Raw genomic sequence first — 19,010 nt, 5'->3', positions numbered from 1 at the left:
CCGTGGTTATTGCACTTTCGGGGTGTCACCCCCAATGAACTGTCAAACGTGAGCCCAAGTAAACCACTCACTCAACTCTACCCGCACTGTGACAGTTTAGGAACCTTGTCCTTCGGGGTAGGTTTACGCGGGTATGCGTCGGTTCAAGTCCTCTCGGGCGCGCACTCTGTACTTCCCAGGTAAACCACTCCCTCAACTCTACCCACATCTGGACAGTTCAGGGTCCTTGTCCTCCGGGGTAGGTTATCTAGGGTATGCGGCGGTTCAAGTCCTCTCGGGCGCGCTTTCTTTACTTCCCAAGTAAACCACTCCCTCAACTTTCCCCACACTGTGACAGTTTAGGAACCTTGTCCTTCGGGGTAGGTTTACGCGGGTATGCGTCGGTTCAAGTCCTCTCGGGCGCGCACTCTGTACTTCCCAGGTAAACCACTCACTCAACTCTACCCACATCTGGACAGTTCAGGGTCCTTGTCCTCCGGGGTAGGCTATGTGGGGTATGCTGGCCTCGCTGCGTTCGGCCATCCTTTGCTCGACCGAGATGCTTCGCGTACATCTCGGGAGCGCAGGATCGGATCAAGCCTGTCCCGCCGAAGCTCTATGAGCGTCACGGACGTGTCACGCTGTATCTCCCAGAGCGAAGGCGGATCCTCTCGGGCGCGCTTTCTTTACTTCCCCGGCAAACCACTCCCTCAACTCTACCCGCACTGTGACAGTTCAGGGTCCTTGTCCTCCGGGGTAAGTTATATAACCCGTATTTCTCACACTCCCTCCTGCTGCGGCGGCAAATATGCCCGTAACTGCTGCGTCAAACTCAGTCAAAAATCCTCGACGTAGGCTCCGTCTACGCCTCCGGTATTTTTCCATCGTTTTCCTTGTATTTCCAGGCATCTTTACCACCTCGCCACGTAGTGAATATGAGAAATGCGGGTTCGGGTATGCTGGCCTCGCTGCGTTCGGCCATCCTTTGCTCGACCGAGATGCTTCGCGTACATCTCGGGAGCGCAGGATCGGATCAAGCCTGTCCCGCCGAAGCTCTATGAGCGTCACGGACGTGTCACGCTGTATCTCCCAGAGCGAAGGCGGATCCTCTCGGGCGCGCTTTCTTAACTTCTCCGGTAAACCACTCCCTCAACTCTACCCACATCTAGACAGTTCAGGGTCCTTGTCCTCCAGGTTAGGCTATCTGGGGTATGCTGGCCTCGCTGCGTTCGGCCATCCTTTGCTCAACCGAGATGTTACGCAGACATCTCGGGAGCGCAGGATCGGATCAAGCCTGTCCCGCCGAAGCTCTGTGAGCGTAGCGGACCTGTCACGCCGAAGCTCTCTGAGTGAAGCAGATCTGTAACACGCGTTTTATTTCGCTGTTTCATGGAATGACGTCCCCCGCACGCCGAGATTTTCTCCCCGAATGATAAAACCCTACATGATTTCCCGCATCTTGTGACCGGTTGTGATGATTTGTGCTTTTCGCATCCCATGAGTTTTGAGCAGGTTGCCGGGGTTTTGAGAACGACTTTCATTTTACGTAAATGGCTCATTTTGAATGATTTGACTTTGTTTTAGTGTCATTGTATGCTATATGACAATGTGACTAATGTGAATATGTGAGCAAGTCACATTGAATGCCGATTATGTATCCATTGGCATTGCTGTACAAATTCTATTTATGGAGGGTAGGAGATGCATTCGTTCTCACTGAAGTTGGGTTTAATGCTTGTCTCTACGGCACTTGCCGTGGTCGTCCCCCTGACGACCCACACCGCGGCTCCTCTGGAGAGCCAGATTTACAACAAGACACAGGTCGAGTACTACATGTCGGATGAGGAAATCGGCTACATCCGGCCGGGGTACAACATTATCGTCGAGAATGTCACGATCAACGCCGACAACAAGGTCGTCGTGACACTGGCCTTCAAGGACGACAAGGGTCAGCCGCTGGATCGCGCCGGAAACATAACCCCCGGTACCTGCAGTGCCAGCTTCATCCTGACCTGGTACGACGCGCAGGCCCGCCAGTACACGGCCTACACGACCCGATCCGCCACGAGTCCCATTACCGGTGTCACCGCCACACAGGCCGGTACGGACAGTGGCGGCACCTGGACCGATCTGGAGATGGGCCGCGCCACGTACACCTTCAAGACGGCACTGCCCTCAGGCTATGACGCCACGAAGACGCACACCATCGCCATTTACGGCGGCCGCAACCTTACCGATATCATCGGTAAACAGTACTATTCGAATATCGAATACGACTTCCGTCCCGACGGTCAGCCGGTGACCGAGACCTGGAACGCCGTCGCCAACGCGACCTGCAATGCGTGCCACCACGACCTGGGTCTCCATGGCGGCTCCCGCAAAAACATCAAAAACTGCGTTCAGTGCCACCAGCCGCAGACGTCGGACCCCGACACGGGGAACACGGTGGACATGAAGGTCATGATCCACAAGATCCACATGGGCGCTAACCTGCCTTCCGTCGAAGCCGGAACTCCCTACCAGATCATCGGCCATAACCAGTCGGTCCATGATTACTCCGAAGTCGTGCTTCCGATGGACATTCGCAACTGCCAGGCCTGCCACAAGCCCGATTCGCCGGAGGGTGACATCTGGATGACCCGCCCGAACCGCGCGGCCTGTGCCTCCTGCCACGACGACATCAACTGGGAGACCGGCGAAAACCATCCGCTGCCCCAGTTTAACGACGACGACTGCGCCTCCTGCCACGTGCCGCAGGGCGACCACGAGTTTGATATTTCGGTGGTGGGCGCACACACGATCGAAGTGAAGTCCTCCCAGCTGGAAGGGCTGAACATGGAGATCGTGGACGTGACCGGCGCGGTTCCCGGCGGATTTCCGACGGTAACATTCCGAGTCACCGACAATGCCGGTACCCTGATTGATCCGGCGGATCTCAACCGTTTCAGCCTCCTCTGGGGTGGCCCGACGGTAGACTACGCCGAGTACTATCGTGAGTCCGTGAGCGGCGCCACGATGAGCGGCGATACGTACATGTACACCCTCACCACCGCGCTTCCCGAAGATGCGGCCGGCACGTGGACCTTCTCCGCCGATGTCTATCGCTTCGTCGTGATCGACAATGGCACGGAGGACGGCTACCAGGTGCGCGAATGCGCCTTTAACCCGATCTATAACGTGGAAGTGGGCGCGTCCCGCGCGGTGAAAGCCCGCCGCGAGGTGGTCAGCCTTGACAAGTGCAACGTCTGCCACGATCAGCTCGCCCTTCACGGCGGCCAGCGCTTCGCCATCGAAGAGTGCGTGATCTGCCATAACCCGAACGAGAGTGACGAGTCGGTTCGACCGGAAGAAGAGCTTCCCGTGGAATCGGTCCACTTCAAGTGGATGATCCACCGGATCCACACCGGCCTCGAGCTGGAAAACGACTTCACGATCTACGGTCACGGCGGCAGTGAAAACAACTACAACCACGTTGGATACCCCGGCGACCGCCGGTACTGTGAAGCCTGCCACGAGGACGGCACGTACAACGTGCCTCTGCCCGAGGGTGTGCTTCCCACGCCGACGCCCCGTGACTACTACACCCCGATGCAGCCGGCCGCAGCCGCCTGTCTCTCCTGCCACAGTTCTGTGGATGCCGCGTCCCACGCCTATGTGAACACGGCTCCCTTTGGAGAAGCCTGCGCCGCCTGTCACGGTGAAGATCGCGACCACGCGGTCGAAAAAGTCCACGCACGCTAGCCCAGGCCATCGCGAAACGCGAATTCACCCGTGGGATTGTGTGCCGAACCGAACGAATGCATTGTGCGGACCCCGACCTGTTTTAGAGAGGTCGGGGATCCGCCTGTTTTTTGTTGGGGGAGGCATGGAGATTCCGCGAATGAAGAAAGGTAGGTAGAGATGAAAGATCTGATCCGCTGTATCAGCGTTGCAGCGCTTCTCGTGCTGGTTGCGGTCGGGTTTGCCTGGGCGGGAGACGGAGGAGATGATGAGGCCTGTATGGCCTGCCATGAAGATCTCGCCGGGGCACTCGCCAAGACCGTGCACGGGCTGACGCTTCGCGGAACGCCGGGTTGCCAGGACTGTCACGGCGACGGCACCGCACACATGGAGGAGGGGGATCCCTCCCTCATTTCGATACCCGCAGGCAAGGACGGCCAGTCGGCCTGTCTGACCTGTCACGACACCAACATGCTGAACGCTACGGGAGTGACGAGCGTCCACGCGGAAGCTGAGATTTTCTGCATGGACTGTCACTCGATTCATGGAGCGGCCGCCGAGAGCACGAGCCTTCTGGGCATGTGCGCGGACAAGCTGTGCTCCACCTGTCACATCGCCGAAGCCTCGTCGTTCCGGAAGCCTTACGGGCACCGTCTGGAAGGCGATGTGATGAACTGTGTATCCTGTCATAACCCCCACACCGGCGCAGGCGCGAAGAGTCTGGTTCTGGACCGATCGGGTCAGGGACCCTGCGTTACGTGCCACGCCGAGAAGCGGGGTCCCTTCACGTATCCCCACGTAGGCGACACGGCGGGCGACTGTATGAGCTGTCACGAAGCTCACGGGTCGACCAGCCCGATGGCTCTGACCCGATCGCGGGTGGACCAGCTGTGCCTGGAATGTCACAGCCCCATCACGGCCGGGACGCTGGGCTCCATGCCGCCTTCGATTCACGAGCTGAGCAATCCGCGGTACCGGAATTGCACCGTGTGTCACGTGGCCATCCATGGGTCGAACACCTCGCCCACGCTGTTCAGATAGGAGGAGATCCATGCACAAGCGCCACATGATTGGATGTTTGGTTTTAGTCCTGGCCGTGCTCGTATCGCCTCAGGCCTTTGGCCAGTCAACCACGATGGACCTGGAGATCGGGTACCAGGTGGTGGACGTTACGGGTAACGAGGACATGTACCGTACACAACTCAACCAGGATGACGGTTTTGTGATCCGGGACTTCAGCCTTCGGGTGTTGAACCCGGAAGGCACGAAGCTCTTCGACCGCCTGACGATCGACGCATCGGGCTTCGGGGGAAACCCTTACGGCCACCTGCGCCTCGACACGGGGCTGGGCGACACCTACCGTCTGCACCTGAATTTCAATCGGTTTGAATCCTTCAGCGCCCTTCCCGCGTATGCGAACCCCTTCCTGGAAAATGGAATTGTTCCGGGTCAGCACACCTGGGAACGGGACCGGGAGACGATCAGCTTCGAAGTGGAGCTGATGCCGGGGAAGAAATTCTCTCCGATCTTCGGATACATCCGGAACCAGTATGACGGACCGCGTCAGACGACCTTTTACGAGGGTCAGGACGAATTCCGCCTGCGTTCCGATCTGGAAGAGACGGAAGAGGAATACTACGTGGGCGTCAACTTTGCGTTAGGCAAGTTTGCCGGAACGCTGATCCAGGGGTGGCGGAGCTTCGAAGGAACGGAGCACGCCGAACTGGCGGCTGGCGCGGGATCGGGCAACAACGATTACGTCTACCTGGGCGTGGATCCGACGGCAACCAGCATCAGCCGTGTATCCAGGACCGAAGTGGACACGCCGGTTACGACCTTCCGCCTCACCGGTCCCCTCGGGGATCGGGTAAGGATGAAAGCTTCCTATGTCCGGGCCGACGCCGAGTCAGACACGGTGCTGGCGGACATGCTTTCGGGGAGCCTGGTCTCCTATCGGATCTACCGTTTCTTCGAAGGACTGACGGACACGGTGGTTTCGAACACGGACAATCCCTCCTGGCGCGGCGACCTTTCGTTTGCCGTGGACCTGGGAGAAAAGGTGAGCCTGGACCTGGGCTACACCTCCCGCCACCGGGAGCTGACCGGATGGTCGCTGGTATCCAGCCTCTATCTGGACACGATGACCTTCGGCGGGATCGACACCGGGGACATTCTGACCCTGGCGGAGATGAATAACTCGATGGAACGGGACGACGACGTCCTGGACCTTCGGCTGAACTTCGGGAAGGTCGGAATCTTCCGGTTCTGGGCCGGCGGATCGATCACGTCCACGGATCTGGACCTCACGGAAGACGTGGCCGAGATCGTGGTGCAGACACACCAGTCGGGTCAGTTTGACCGGGAAGTCTCGAAGTACTTCTTCGGGACCTCGGCCGATCTGGGCAAGGGGAAGTTCATGGTGGACTGGCAGACGGAGAGCACGGACGACATCATCGTGCGGACCAATTTTACCGATCGGGACCGTCTGCGTTTCCGCCTGCAGATGCCCTTCCTGAAATACTTTGAAGTCCTGGGTACGGTGGAGACGATCAGTTCGGACAATTCGTCCACGGACGTGGGCTATGAAGCCGATACCGATCACTATGCCGTCGATCTGGGAATCACGCCATCGGACTTCCTGTCCTTCCACCTGACGTGGGACTCCTACGAGACGGAATCGACGATTCCGTTCCGGGATCCCTACACCTTCGATCTGTCCACTTCGCTCTTCAACGACGAGGGGACGCTCCTGGAAGGATCAGTCGATCTTCATTCGGGACGCTTCGGTCTGCGGGCGGGCTACTCGACCTTCGAGAACGATGGAAGTCTCCTTCTCGAGTTTGACCGGATCTTTGCCCGCTGCACGCTGGAACTGTCCAGCCAGATTTCGGCGGCACTGGAAGTCGAAACCTACGATTACTCGGAGGACTTCCTGAGCGCGGCTGATTTCGAATCTGAGCGGTACGGACTCTTCTTCCGCTTCCACTACTGATCCGAGCCGCTTCACGTTTACCCGCGCGGGCGATCTTACCGGTCGCCCGCGCTTTTCTTTGGACAGAGAAGTTGAGAAAGAAAGAGGGCCGGCAAAAGCCGGCCCGGGTTTTCGATCATTCCTGATTAAAAGGGTCAGTGCTTCAGCTGAAAGACGACCTTCAGGGCTTCGTGCCGGTTGAAGAGATCCATCCCCTCATGAAAGTCTTCCAGGGTGTCGTAGACCCTGGAGACAACGTGTTCCACATCGAGCCCGGAGTGGAGGAGCTTGATCATCGTGAACCACGTATCGTACATCCTGCGGCCGATGATGGCGTGGAGCGTAATTCCCTTGAAGATGACATCACGGGAATAGTGCGTGAGGGTCATCTCTTCCTTCCCGGGGATTCCCAGCAGAGAGGCTTCTCCGCCCTTTTTCATGACTTCGAGGCCGAGGTTGATCGCACTGGCGGCTCCGCTCATTTCCAGAAGGACATCTATCCCGTGGGGGCAGAGATCCAGGATGGCTTCGCGCTGCCTTTCGTAACTCAGTTCCATGGCATTCAGGGAAAGGAATCGGTCGCCGAGACCCTTCTCCTCCGCCCAGCGGGATGCGTGATCCAGGGCAAAGGGAACGACGTCGGTGACAATGATCTTTCGCGCACCCAGGTAGTGAGCCAGGGATACCGCCATGCCTCCGATGGGCCCGTACCCCGCCACCAGGACGTCTTTACCCACCACGTTGACGGGCTGGATCGTGTGGACCGCGTTGCCCAGGGCATCCAGGAAGGAGGCAATGTGGTAGGGGATAGAGGGGTCCAGCGTGACGATGTTCTCGACGGGAACAGTCACGTATTCCGCGAAACAGCCGTTTCCATGGAGGCCCAGGATCCGGGTGTTCGCACAGATGTGGCCCTGACCCGTCCTGCACTGGTGGCAGTACCCGCAGACGACGTGCATCTCTGCGGAGACGTAATCGCCTTCCCTGACCTTGGTATGGTAGGTGTCGGGCCCGAAGGCCTCGATGTACCCGCAGAATTCATGGCCGTAGGTGAGCGGGGGTCGGACGGTGTTCGCCATGGTGGGATCCCAGTTGTAGATGTGCCGATCGGTTCCGCAGATCGACGTGGCGGCGACCCGGATCAGGGCCTCCCCCTTCCCGGGTTCCGGTTTGGGTACGTCTCGAATCTCTGTGCCTTCCCTTCCTGGAGCCTCTTTGACTTTGACGACGGCAATCATGGTTTCCTCCTTGGTTTCATTCCCATTTCATAACAGAACTGCCATTTTCCTGTCTTACATGGCCGGTCCGGGAAGACGCTCGTTTCGTTCCCTGTGCAGGTTTGCAATCAGGTCATCGAGGGTCATCAGACCGCGGTCTTCCCCGGAACGGAGACGCACGGCCACGCCGCCTCCCTCCACTTCCTTTTCTCCCACAATCAGGAGATAGTTATATTTCAGCTGGGCTGCTTCACGTATCTTCTTCCCCAGGCTCTCGTCTCTGAGATCGGCTTCCACCCTGAATCCTTCAGATTTCAGGCGGTCCATGACCTGGCGGGCGTAGCCTCCAAACTTTTCTTCACTGACCGGCAGCACCGCCACCTGGCGGGGGGAGAGCCAGAGGGGAAAGTTTCCCGCATAGTGTTCGGTTAAAATGGCGAGAAATCGCTCCACGGAGCCAAGAATGGCGCGATGGACCATGGCCGGCCTCTGGCGGGATCCGTTTTCAGCGACATATTCAAGATCGAATCGTTCGGGCATGGAAAAGTCCAGCTGAATGGTGCCGCACTGCCATTCCCGTTTGATGGCATCCCGGATGGTGAAGTCGATCTTCGGGCCGTAAAAGGCGCCATCTCCCCTGTTGATCTGAAAGGGAATCTTCATCTCCTTCAGGGCGCCTTCGAGGGCATTTTCCGCCTTTTCCCACATCTCGTCTGTTCCAATGGAGTCGGGGGGGCGGGTGGAGAGACCCACGAAATAGTCTTCGAATCCAAAATCCCGGTAAATTTCAGTCAGGAGCTCAATGACGTCCACGATCGAGTCCTGGATTTGGTCGTAGGTGCAGAAGATATGGGCATCGTCGATCGTGAAGCTGCGGACCCGGAGCAGGCCGGAGAGAACGCCCGATTTTTCGTGGCGGTGGACCTGACCGTACTCCAGGGTCTTAATGGGAAACTCCCTGTAAGAATGGAGATCTTCCCGGTACATCAGGATGTGGCCCGGGCAGTTCATCGGTTTGACAGCGTAGGGATTTTCGTCAATTCCGGTGAAGTACATGTTCGACTTGTAATGGTCCCAGTGGCCGGACTGATGCCATAGGGATTCCGAGAGGATCAACGGAGCCTTGACCTGAACGTATCCCCGGTCGTCGTGTTTCTTTTTGCAGTGGTTGACCACCGTGTCATAGAGATGAACTCCATGGGGGTGATAGAAGGGAAAACCGGGGCCTTCCTGGTGGAAACTCCATAGTTTGAGCTGTTTCCCCAGCTTCTTATGATCCCGTTTTTTTGCTTCCTCAAGAAATCGAAGGTATTCCTTCAGTTCTTCCTTCGTACGCCAGGCGGTTCCGTAAATTCTTTGAAGCATCTCCCGGCGTTCGTCGCCTCTCCAGTATGCTCCCGCCACATTGAGAAGCTTGAAATGCTTTAGAAAACCCGTGTTGGGAAGATGGGGCCCGCGGCACCAGTCAATGAAGTCGGATTGTTCATAGAAGCTGATCGGATCGCCTTCCGGCACTTCATCGAGAAGTTCGAGCTTGAACCTGGCTCTCTGCTTCTCCATGATTTCCCGGGCTCCTTCTTTCGTTGTGTCCATCCGTCGGATGGGGATCTTCTCTGAAGCGATCCGGGCCATCTCCTTTTCGATCCCGGACAAATCCTCGGGCGTGAAGGTGTGATCAAGATCGAAATCATAGTAGAACCCGTCTTCGATCGTCGGACCGATGGCGAACTCCACATCTCCGTAGAGATGAAGAACTGCGTGAGCAAGCAGGTGTGCACAGGAATGCCGGAGTAATTCAACGGCTTCCTCACTTGCCAGTGTAACGGGTTCCACCATGCATGCCTGCACCAGGGGGATGTAAGCGTCACACAGCTTTCCGTCAATCTTTACGGCGATAATATCTTCTGGATGTTCAAAGATTTGGCTGGCCGGTGTCTTTTCTGGTACTTCTTTAGATTGTCCATCGAACAGCCTGACCGTGATGTTTGCCATGGTCAAGGCCTCCTGTGAAAAAATATCTACACATCATACCACTGCCGGTTGACAATTTCATCTGGTCTGGCATAATGACGCCATGGAAAACATTAAGAAACTCCTTGCAGTTTTCAAGGAAAAGATGGAAGATGGCGTAAATGAATATACGGGGCAATGCGAGGTGGTTCTTACAACAATTCGACAACAGCTGGACAAGATGCCCCCCCCTCCCACTCTTGATGTTAATCTGGATCAGCTGGTTGCTGAAATCAATGAACTGGTTTCGGCGAACGCGCCAAAAGAACCAGTTGCGGATAACTTTAACATTGAAGCTCTGAAACGGGCCTGTATCGACATCGACAGCGGTCAAAACCAGGTTGAGGTCCTTTCCAGCCTGCTTTCCGGCGTTACCCGATACGCCTCCCGTGCTGCACTTTTTATCCTGAAAGGCGGACAGGCCGTTGGATGGCGGGGAGCCGGATTTACCCGCCTGGGCGGTGATGACAATCGCATCAAATCCCTGACCTTTCCTCTGGGAGAAGGAAGCCCGTTTTTCAGGATCCAGCAGGAGAGAAAGACTCTGTACTATAACCCTTCGGGAGATGATATCGTCGTAAATCAGCTGGAGGGACCGAGGCCCAGTGCCGTCATCATCGTTCCCGTCGTGATCAAGGACAAGGTCGCTGCCGCCCTCTACGCCGATACGCTTTCGGGAGATGCCGATCTTCATCCCCACGTGATTGAAATACTCACCTTCATTACCTCCAGTGCGATCCTGCTTCTCGGTCAGAGGGAAATCGTGCCCTCTCCCTCCCTTACTTCACCGGAAAACCTGACCCTTCAAAAAGAGCGTGCATCCAAACCTACGGCTGTTCCTCCTGCTGAACCCGTTCCCGCGCCCGAGGAAGCGGTTGCTGAAGCCGCTGTTGAAGAGGCAGAGGAGATAGCAGAGCCGGCCCCTGAACCGGAAGCTCCGGAACCCCCTCCGGCAGTAGTTCCGGAGCCTTCCGTCTCCGAAGCGACACAACGGCTGGATGTGAAGGCCATGCAGGAGCTCGAAGAGCTCCGTCGAAAAACCCTGGGTACAGCGAAGGCATCCGCGCAGGAACCTTCTGCTCCCGTACATAGACCTGCACCGGAACCAGAAGAGGTCTCTGAGCCTCCCGCTTCGGAAGAGATGGAAGTTGAAGAAGTTACCTATGAATCGGAAGAGCCAGCTCCTGCGGCGGAAGAATGGGCGGCTCCACCGGAGGTACCGACCCCCGCGGAAGAAGAATGGACGGCTCCTCCCGAGGAACCGGCCACGGCAGAAGAGCCATGGGTCGCTCCTCCAGATGAACCGGCCGCGGAAGACTATCCTGCCGAGGAGCCTGCCTACCAGGAAGAGACCACCTACGAAGTCGAAGAACCTCCCCATGTTCCAGTAGCGGATCAGACATGGCAGGTGGAAGAAACACCGCCCACCACGGAGTGGTCCGCTCCGGTTGTCGAAGAACCGGCTCCTCCACCCGCACCCGCCCCGGCTCCACCACCGGCTCCTGTCCGAGAAGAGCCGGCGGAGGAACCTGCCGTCAAGGGATCGACCGAAGTCAAACCGCCTCCAGGATTTAAGCGGGAACGGGTGGGTTTTGGATTTGAAATGGTGGCCAAAGCTGAGGGAATGAGCGAGGATGATGCCCGCAAGCATGACGAAGCCCGCCGCTTTGCACGCCTCCTTATTTCCGAAATTAAACTCTATAACGAAGCCAGGGTGAAACAGGGGAGGGAGCATAATACGATTTATGAACTCTTAAAAGAGGATATCGATCGATCCTATCAGCTCTTCAAAGAACGTATTCCTGCAGAAGTTCGGAACCATACCGACTACTTCAAGCAGGCCCTTGTGTCCATCCTTGCGGAAGGCCGTGAATCTTCCCTGGGAGAATTGCCATTCTAGTCTAAGATGTGACATATTTCACAATTTGGCGTATGATAGAGCGATAACTTGATTTGGGGGGAAGATCATGAATGACCTGAAGTCTAAAATCAGGGTCCTTGTCGTGGATGACGAAGAGGCAATCCTCGACAGTTGCAAGAAAATTCTGGGAGCCGACTATGAGGTGGATACCTGTCCGGAGCCTACGCGGGCGCTCACAGGAATTGGTGAGGGGGATTATCAGATTTTAATCTCAGACATCAAAATGGCTGAGATGAGCGGAATTACCCTGATGAAGGAAGCTCTGAAAGTCAATCCAAAACTTCTTGTTATCCTGGTGACCGGATATCCTGATCTCAAGGATGCCGTGACCCTTATGCAGGAAGGAGCCTTCCATTACCTGACCAAGCCCTTTACTCCCAAGGAACTGAAGGATGCGGTCGATCGAGCTGCCAGGGAAATCGAGCAGCGAAGGGACTCAACCGAGGTCCGACCCTCCCGGGTCATTCAGCGGGAAGATGCAAAGGAGGAAACCCGTGAGCCGGCCTGGATGCACCACTATCGGCGAAAACTCTGCTCAGCCGAAGAGGCTGTTACCATTATCAAGGATAAGCAGACGGTCTATATGTCGGCCAATGCAGCGACTCCTCTGGCTATGGAAAGAGCTCTGGCGGCTCGAAAAGACGATTTTACCTACCTCAAACTGGTCCATGTTCTCCTTGCAGGGGAGGATATTCTCAAGGTAGATGAGCCGGGAAGCCCCTTCCACCATCTCTCCCTCTTTGTCGGGCCTGCAGATCGAAAGTCCGTTCAGGAAGGTCTCTCTGAATATGTGCCGGTGTTTCTGTATGAAATTCCTGCGCTCTACTCCACGGGCATCATTCCCCTGGATGTTGCTATTGTTCACGTCAGCCCGCCCGATAATCACGGGTTCGTCTCTCTGGGCGTTGAGGGTCTGGCTTCCCTCTCGGCCTGCGAGGCCGCCACAAAAGTCATTGCGCAGGTAAATGAAAAGATGCCTTACATCCTGGGAGACAACTTTGTTCATGTGTCCAGGTTTGACAAGATTGTCGAGGTTTCCGAAGATATCCTTGAGCTTCACCCCCGGTCCGCCACGGAGGTGGAACAGAAGATCGGATACCATGTTGCCTCGCTTATCGAAGACGGGGCAACGCTTCAGATGGGAATCGGCGGTATTCCCGATGCCGTTTTAAAGTACCTTGACGGAAAGCGCGACCTGGGTGTCCACACAGAGATGGTCTCGGACGGACTTATCGGTGCCGTGGATAAGGGGATCATCACGAACCGGAAAAAATCGCTGCATAAAAACAAGATTATTGCCACATTCACCTATGGAACACGAAAACTTTACGATTTTGTCCACCAGAACCCTCTGATCGAATTGCATCCAGTCAGTTATACCAATAATCCGTTTGTGATTGCCCAGAATGACAACATGACAGCCATCAATTCTGCCGTCGAGGTGGATATCACGGGCCAGGTCTGTTCAGATTCCATGGGAATCAAGATCTACAGCGGCTTCGGCGGGCAGGTCGATTTCATCCGCGGTGCCGCGAATGCCAAGGGTGGTAAACCGATTATCGCTCTTCCGTCAACCACGAAAAATGATACGGTGACCCGGATCGTTCCCATGCTGAAGCCCGGTGCGGGTGTCGTTACCACACGAGCGGACATTCACTTTCTTGTGACCGAATTCGGGATTGCCAATCTTCATGGAAAGAGCCTCCATGAACGTGCCAGGGCGATGATTGAGATTGCACACCCCAATTTCAGGGATGAGCTGACGGAAGAGGCGAAGCGGCGCAGGGTCTGGTAGTCCCTTTTCTTACATTCGCTTAAAGAGTCGCTGAAATAACCCTGGCCGTGAAGGCTTTGCCGGGGAAGGAATATCAATCTCCTCATCGGAAAGAACCGCCCGGGGACGCCCGGAAACCATTGGATGAGCGTCAACCCCCCAGGAAGAAATTACATTGCAGGCCTGGGAAAGAATTGGCGGCCTGTGGCGGGGGCTATGGGCGTCGGAGGCCAGAATGTGCCCCAGTCCCTCTTTCAAGATGGATTCCGAGTAGTGTCGGATCGATTCTCCAAAATATCCGGTGACACTTCCCGCCGTGATCTGGACCAGTGCCCCCTGTTCTACGAGGCGGTAAAGAAATTCAGGATTCCGGAGAAAGGCGCCGACACGCTCCGGGTGGGTGATGATGGGAACAAACCCGTGAGCCATGAATCCAAAGATCGCTTCCTGCATTTCCGAGATCCTGAAATGTTCCGGAGGTTCCAGCAGAAAATAACGGCTTGAATTCAGGGTGTGAATCTCTCCACTGCGAAGCCGGTCCAGGAGTTCAGGGACCAGATGGGCGTCATGTCCTGTGTAAACCTGGATGGTTCGCCCTTCCTTCTGAATGGCTGTGTTGAGTTCCTGGACAAGCTGATCCACGGTCCCGGCCGATACATTATGGTAGCTGGGATTGGCATGGGGGGTGGCGAAGATCGCTTCGATTCCGTCATCCTCAGCCATAAGAGCCATGGAAAGAGATTCCTTCCAGGATGACGCTCCGTCATCCACGCCGGGAAGGATATGGCAGTGAAGATCAATCAAAGGACATCCTCCCGCTTCAGGTTGCGGGTCATCAGCCTCAGCACAATGTCCCCCGGAGGAATCCCCGAGTAAAGAAGGTCATACACCGATTCGGTCAGGGGCATCTCTACACCGCGCGATCGGGCCAGCTCAAAGGTGGATGCTGTTGTGGCCACGCCTTCCGCCACCATGTTCATGGAACCCAGGATGTCCTCAAGAGTTTCACCCTTTCCAAGACGGACTCCTACCGTACGATTTCGAGACAGATGGCCGGTGCAGGTAAGGATCAAATCTCCCATGCCTGCCAGTCCTGCAAAGGTTTCCCGTCTGCCTCCCAGCTCCACACCCAGACGGGTAATCTCATGCAAGCCCCGCGTCATGAGAGCCGCTGCCGCATTCAGGCCCAGTTTGTATCCGTCCACGACACCTGCTGCCAGGGCAATCACATTCTTCAGCGCACCGGCCAGTTCGACGCCGATAAGATCATCAGATCGGTAGAATCTGAATTTTTCCGAAGAGAATGCTTCCTGCAGCTTTCCGCAGAGTTGCAGATCTGTCGAGGCCAGGACGGCCGCTGCCGGAAGTCCGCCGGCTACCTCCCTTGCAAAGGTCGGTCCAGAAAGGGCGAGCAGGGGAAGGCCGGTTCCAAGGATATCGGTTAAAACCTCGGACATAAGAGACAGGGTGCCCTGTTCGATACCCTTGCTCAGGCAGACGAGGGGCTGGCCCTGATATGAAGAGGCGACATCCTTTAGCGTTCTTCGAATGAACTGGGATGGAATGGCCAGAAAGATCACACCTTCCTGCTTCAGGGCTTCCATTACGTCATCGGTTGCGGTCACGTTGTCCGGGATGGGAAATCCGTCCAGGTAGAGGGGATTAACATGGTGATGGTTAATTGTATCTGCCAGGCCTTCTTCATATGCCCATAGATGGATTTCATGTCCACAGGAGGCCATGTAGATGGACATGGCGGTTCCCCAGGACCCGGCACCGATTATCGTAACCTTCATGGTTTCTTCCTTTCAGGAAAACGGCGTTCCGTGCCATCCTGGATTCGCTGGATGTTCTCCCGGTGCCGATAGATGATGAGACAGGCTGTGAGCACGGTGAAGAGGAGTACCCATCGATGGGGTGGATTCAGAAGGGCCATGAGAATCGGGAGAACTGCGGCTCCAACACAGGACCCGAGGGATACATATCGTTTGATTAACACGGTAATGACCAGGACCAGAGCTGCCAGGAGCGTCGGAAGGGGAGCAAGGACAATAAAGGCTCCTGCAGCTGTAGCCACTCCCTTTCCGCCCTTAAAGGCAAGAAAGATCGGATAACAATGGCCGGCAACCACGGCGAAGACTGAAGCACCGATCAGAAGGGGATGGCCTGAAAAATGAATCGGGATCCATACGGCCAGAGCTCCCTTCCCCGCATCGAGCGCAAGCGTAGCCAGTCCGCCCGCAAGACCAAGCTTCCGCGAAACATTGGTTGCTCCAATATTTCCGCTTCCGTGGCTTCGAATATCTTCCCGCGAAATCACAAAGGTGAGAAGGTACCCGAAGGGAATACTCCCCAGCAAGTAAGCCACGAGCACATACCACCAGGCTTCAGGCATGGCCGCCTCCTAAGGAAAAAGTTCGATGAACAGAGTAGATGGCACCCCCGGGATCAAGCCTGCTCTCCATCATAAGAATATTTTGAACTTCAAACTTCGGAAGAGAAAGTTGATCCGTCTCCTCGAGGAACCGATGGATCTGTCGCTCCGGAACCGGCCGGCGGACCCTTCCAAGGGTAAGGTGGGCTGTGAAGGGCCGGTTTTCCTTCGGAAATCCAAGAGATACAAGGGACGTATGCAGACGATGAATCCATTTCATCACCGGTTCATCCAGGGAATACGCGATGAAGAGAACCCGTGCCCTTCCCGGATCGGGAAAACATCCTCCGCCTTCAGGTGTAAGGGAAAAGGGAGATAGAAGCGGCGCCGACTCCTGGAGACAGTTTTCCACGGATTTACAGGTCAGGTCATCGATTTCTCCCAGAAATTTGACCGTGATATGAAGGTTCCGGGATGGAACCCAGCTGATTCCCCGGAATTCACCTTTTCTTGAGCTGATATGATCGGCTACGAGGGTACGGGTCTTTGAATCTACGGAAAAAGCCAGAAAGCTCCTCACGTAAGAATCCGCCTCAGCATGTCCAGTGAGGATTGAACCGCGAAGGTCCGAACCCGATCCCGATCCCCGGGAAAGCGAAATTTTCGATGGATGGTCTGATCCCGGGCGCTTACGGCAATGTGAACCGTTCCCAGGGGTTTATCCTCTGTGTATCCTGTGGGTCCGGCAATTCCGGTGATGCCGATTCCATAATGAGAGGAGAAGGTTGTTCTTGCCGAACGGGCCATTTCCTCGGCAACGGCCTGACTGACGGCTCCATGTTTCTCAATGAGGGAAGGAGGGATAGACAGTTGTTCGATTTTGATGCTGTTGTCGTAGGCCACCATGCCTCCCATAAAGACGGCCGACGCCCCGGGAACATCCGTAAGACGCTTTGCCAGCAGTCCTCCCGTGCAGGATTCCGCCACGGCAAGAGTCTCTCTTCGTTCAATCAAAAGACGAATGACAACGGCCTCCATCGTCTCTCCCCGATCGGTATAGAGATCATCGGAGAAGAGTTCGGAAAGCAGCTCTTTGCGTTCTCGAAGAGTGTCCGGATCCGTTGTTTTCACAATCAATTCAATCTTTCCTCCCCCGGACAGGATCGTAAATCCATCTCTGCCGTACTTCCTGTAATAGGGTTCCAGAATTAATTCGCACTCGGATTCAGGTTTCCCGCTGAGTGCCATGTGAAGGGTGTGAACCGCGGGCAGGGCCAGTTTCTTGAGGGCCGGAATCAGGGAGGCCTGGACCATGTGGCGAAGCTCCTGGGGAACACCGGGAAAGGCCCAGATCGAAAAGGTTTTTCCCTGATATACAAACCCCGGAGCCGTTCCCGCCTGGTTGTGCAGTGGTTCGGCTCCCTCTGGAATCATGCTTTGTTTCTTCGCAATTTCAGGAAAGTCTCTTCCGCGTGCGGCGAAAAACGCCTGGATTTCCATCAGCAATTCCGGGAAATGGATCAGCGGTACCTTGAGAAAGCAGGCCGTGGCCTCACGGGTTACATCGTCTCTGGTCGGCCCCAGTCCTCCCGATAACAGGATCAGTTCGTTGTGTTTCGCAAGAAAGGCGAGGGCGGCTGATAGTTCATCTTCCTCATCCCCGAGGATAATTTTTGTTGTCACCTCGACTCCATGCTGATTCAACACCTCAGTCAGGTAGAGGGAGTTCGTATCCTGTTTCCATGGGGTGAGCATTTCGGACCCCACGATGACAATGGCTGCCCTCATGGAACGATCCCGGAGAAGAGTCGTTTTGCCAGGGGAATCAGAAGTAACCCCGGAAGACTTCCGGAGGGTTTTTTATCCTTGATCAGATGGGTAATCCGCATCACACTTTCCTGAACAAAAAATAGAGCAACCGGAAGCCGAATGAGTGTTGTCACGGTAGGTCCCTTGAGAGCCCACTGAGCCAGATCCAGGATCATGGCCGGTATGGCGAGGAAGAGAATGCAGAGAATGGAGAAGAGAGTAAAGCGTAAAGGCCGATAAAGACCCAGAGACGCAAATTTAATCTGCCAGTCGCAGGGAAGAAAACCCCACAGGGGAGACAGGACATAGGTACGGTCCGCAGCACGATTCCGTTTTCGTTCATCTTCTAAAGAGAGTTCGGGTGCATCTTCATCTCGAATCGTTCCGATGAAGTGGTATATGGTGGAAAAACGGAGAGTCTTCTTTTCCAGAAAGCGGTAATAGCGATCCTCCAGACGAATTATCCCGGCCCGTTCGAGATGGTTCTTTGGAAAATGGGAGGTAATCCATAACTCGTTTTCGCGAGCCGAAACGAGATCTCCGTAAAGATCCTCCCTGGAGTCCTTATTCCGGTTCCATCCCAGGAAGGAGAGGAAGAGGGTTCCCGTCGGTTCATCCAGAAACAGGGCACCCCCGGCCCGGAACCCTGATTCCAGAGCGAGGTAACCTGTTGTAAGCCATAACCAGACAGGCATAATCGAGTTACCCGTGACATGAAGCAGAGTTTCATATACGAAAAAGGGAAGGGACAGGAAGAATTGCAGGATGGATGAATACAGGGTCGCCCTGGAGGGTTCGAATTCCCACGATTCAGAGAGTTTCCGCTGCATTTCCGCCGGAAGGAATCCGATCAAAACCAGGGATGCAAGCAGCAGATGCGGAGGTTGGGTATCCCGGGATGAAAAGAGACATTCCATTCGAAAGAGCTCTTCTTTCTCTTTGGTCCAGGTAACGTGATGATTCATATCCTGACCTTCGGGCCAGGGTTCAAGACTGTAAATATGATTTCCTTCCTCTGAACGGGCAGAGACAATCTCAAAAAGATGATCATCCATGGTGACGGCTGTCCCGGGAATCATACGTTTTCCCTTTTGCCGGCGAGGTTTCAGCCTGGGATGGGGCCCGGGTAGAACGATATTACGTGCCACAGCTTCATTGTACCCTAACCCGCATCTCTCACATACTTTATGCTGTGACCGTGTATTCCCCGGTTTTTCTCCGACCTCCTCCATTAA

Annotated in this window: 13 protein-coding genes and 1 pseudogene; 6 read left to right on the top strand and 8 right to left on the bottom strand. The window is 55.6% G+C overall.

Annotation, left to right across the window (positions count from 1 at the left end; translation table 11 throughout):
* Window positions 1–1,680 precede the first annotated feature (1,680 nt).
* From PLD04_12570 to PLD04_12560, 3 genes are all read left to right on the top strand, one after another.
* Window positions 1,681–3,720, top strand: coding sequence for an OmcA/MtrC family decaheme c-type cytochrome (locus PLD04_12570; GenBank protein ID HXK69164.1), 2,040 nt, complete (start codon window positions 1,681–1,683; stop codon window positions 3,718–3,720).
* Window positions 3,721–3,879: 159 nt separating this feature from the next.
* Window positions 3,880–4,740, top strand: a complete 861-nt coding sequence (locus PLD04_12565; protein ID HXK69163.1) for a cytochrome c3 family protein — start codon at window positions 3,880–3,882, stop codon at window positions 4,738–4,740.
* 10 nt (window positions 4,741–4,750) lie between these two features.
* Window positions 4,751–6,691: a hypothetical protein gene (locus tag PLD04_12560; protein HXK69162.1), complete on the top strand. Its 1,941-nt coding sequence runs from the start codon at window positions 4,751–4,753 to the stop codon at window positions 6,689–6,691.
* Between the two features lie 134 nt (window positions 6,692–6,825).
* Here PLD04_12560 and PLD04_12555 read toward each other — a convergent pair whose 3' ends face one another.
* Window positions 6,826–7,908: an alcohol dehydrogenase catalytic domain-containing protein gene (locus PLD04_12555; protein HXK69161.1), complete on the bottom strand. Its 1,083-nt coding sequence runs from the start codon at window positions 7,906–7,908 to the stop codon at window positions 6,826–6,828.
* Window positions 7,909–7,962: 54 nt separating this feature from the next.
* The gene (gene thrS, locus PLD04_12550; protein HXK69160.1) at window positions 7,963–9,879 is read right to left on the bottom strand and encodes a threonine--tRNA ligase; all 1,917 of its coding nucleotides are present in this window, start codon (window positions 9,877–9,879) and stop codon (window positions 7,963–7,965) included.
* An 82-nt stretch (window positions 9,880–9,961) separates the two neighbouring features.
* Between thrS and PLD04_12545 the strand changes: the two genes are divergently transcribed.
* From PLD04_12545 to PLD04_12535, 3 genes and pseudogenes are all read left to right on the top strand, one after another.
* On the top strand, window positions 9,962–11,797 hold the full coding sequence (locus PLD04_12545) for a hypothetical protein (protein HXK69159.1): 1,836 nt from the start codon (window positions 9,962–9,964) through the stop codon (window positions 11,795–11,797).
* A gap of 67 nt (window positions 11,798–11,864) precedes the next feature.
* Window positions 11,865–12,206, top strand: a pseudogene (locus tag PLD04_12540) (response regulator).
* A gap of 120 nt (window positions 12,207–12,326) precedes the next feature.
* Window positions 12,327–13,613 carry an acetyl-CoA hydrolase/transferase C-terminal domain-containing protein gene (locus PLD04_12535; protein HXK69158.1) on the top strand — a complete coding sequence of 429 codons (1,287 nt, stop codon included), beginning with the start codon at window positions 12,327–12,329 and terminating at the stop codon, window positions 13,611–13,613.
* A 9-nt stretch (window positions 13,614–13,622) separates the two neighbouring features.
* Here the strand turns inward: PLD04_12535 and PLD04_12530 are convergent, their stop codons facing one another.
* The 6 genes from PLD04_12530 to PLD04_12505 are packed head-to-tail and all read right to left on the bottom strand — an operon-like array spanning window position 13,623 to window position 18,923.
* Entirely contained in the window at window positions 13,623–14,396 is a 774-nt protein-coding gene (locus tag PLD04_12530; protein ID HXK69157.1) for a capsular biosynthesis protein, read from the bottom strand.
* On the bottom strand, window positions 14,393–15,388 hold the full coding sequence (locus tag PLD04_12525) for an NAD(P)H-dependent glycerol-3-phosphate dehydrogenase (protein HXK69156.1): 996 nt from the start codon (window positions 15,386–15,388) through the stop codon (window positions 14,393–14,395). The genes PLD04_12530 and PLD04_12525 overlap by 4 nt, the downstream gene beginning before the upstream one ends.
* A complete protein-coding gene (gene plsY, locus PLD04_12520) occupies window positions 15,385–15,987 on the bottom strand; it encodes a glycerol-3-phosphate 1-O-acyltransferase PlsY (GenBank protein ID HXK69155.1) in 603 nt (200 codons plus the stop codon). The genes PLD04_12525 and plsY overlap by 4 nt, the downstream gene beginning before the upstream one ends.
* Window positions 15,980–16,546 (bottom strand): RNA 2',3'-cyclic phosphodiesterase, encoded by a 567-nt coding sequence (gene thpR / locus PLD04_12515; protein HXK69154.1) that lies wholly within the window; start codon window positions 16,544–16,546, stop codon window positions 15,980–15,982. The genes plsY and thpR overlap by 8 nt, the downstream gene beginning before the upstream one ends.
* A complete protein-coding gene (locus tag PLD04_12510) occupies window positions 16,543–17,754 on the bottom strand; it encodes a CinA family nicotinamide mononucleotide deamidase-related protein (protein HXK69153.1) in 1,212 nt (403 codons plus the stop codon). Before PLD04_12510 ends, thpR begins: the two co-directional genes overlap by 4 nt.
* Window positions 17,751–18,923, bottom strand: coding sequence for a hypothetical protein (locus PLD04_12505; GenBank protein ID HXK69152.1), 1,173 nt, complete (start codon window positions 18,921–18,923; stop codon window positions 17,751–17,753). The genes PLD04_12510 and PLD04_12505 overlap by 4 nt, the downstream gene beginning before the upstream one ends.
* Window positions 18,924–19,010 lie beyond the last annotated feature (87 nt).

The sequence above is a fragment of the Thermoanaerobaculia bacterium genome, assembly GCA_035593605.1.
In the GTDB taxonomy this organism is placed as follows: domain Bacteria; phylum Acidobacteriota; class Thermoanaerobaculia; order UBA2201; family DAOSWS01; genus DAOSWS01.
Note: the sequence above shows the minus strand (reverse complement) of the source record. Positions and strands in the feature narration are given on the sequence as shown.

Excerpts from the sequence above, each read along its gene's own strand:
- thrS (HXK69160.1), bottom strand. The coding sequence starts at position 9,879 with ATGGCAAACATCACGGTCAGGCTGTTCGATGGACAATCTAAAGAAGTA.
- PLD04_12525 (HXK69156.1), bottom strand. The coding sequence starts at position 15,388 with ATGAAGGTTACGATAATCGGTGCCGGGTCCTGGGGAACCGCCATGTCC.
- PLD04_12545 (HXK69159.1), top strand. The coding sequence starts at position 9,962 with ATGGAAAACATTAAGAAACTCCTTGCAGTTTTCAAGGAAAAGATGGAA.
- PLD04_12510 (HXK69153.1), bottom strand. The coding sequence starts at position 17,754 with ATGAGGGCAGCCATTGTCATCGTGGGGTCCGAAATGCTCACCCCATGG.
- PLD04_12570 (HXK69164.1), top strand. The coding sequence starts at position 1,681 with ATGCATTCGTTCTCACTGAAGTTGGGTTTAATGCTTGTCTCTACGGCA.
- PLD04_12560 (HXK69162.1), top strand. The coding sequence starts at position 4,751 with ATGCACAAGCGCCACATGATTGGATGTTTGGTTTTAGTCCTGGCCGTG.
- PLD04_12565 (HXK69163.1), top strand. The coding sequence starts at position 3,880 with ATGAAAGATCTGATCCGCTGTATCAGCGTTGCAGCGCTTCTCGTGCTG.
- plsY (HXK69155.1), bottom strand. The coding sequence starts at position 15,987 with ATGCCTGAAGCCTGGTGGTATGTGCTCGTGGCTTACTTGCTGGGGAGT.
- PLD04_12555 (HXK69161.1), bottom strand. The coding sequence starts at position 7,908 with ATGATTGCCGTCGTCAAAGTCAAAGAGGCTCCAGGAAGGGAAGGCACA.
- PLD04_12535 (HXK69158.1), top strand. The coding sequence starts at position 12,327 with ATGCACCACTATCGGCGAAAACTCTGCTCAGCCGAAGAGGCTGTTACC.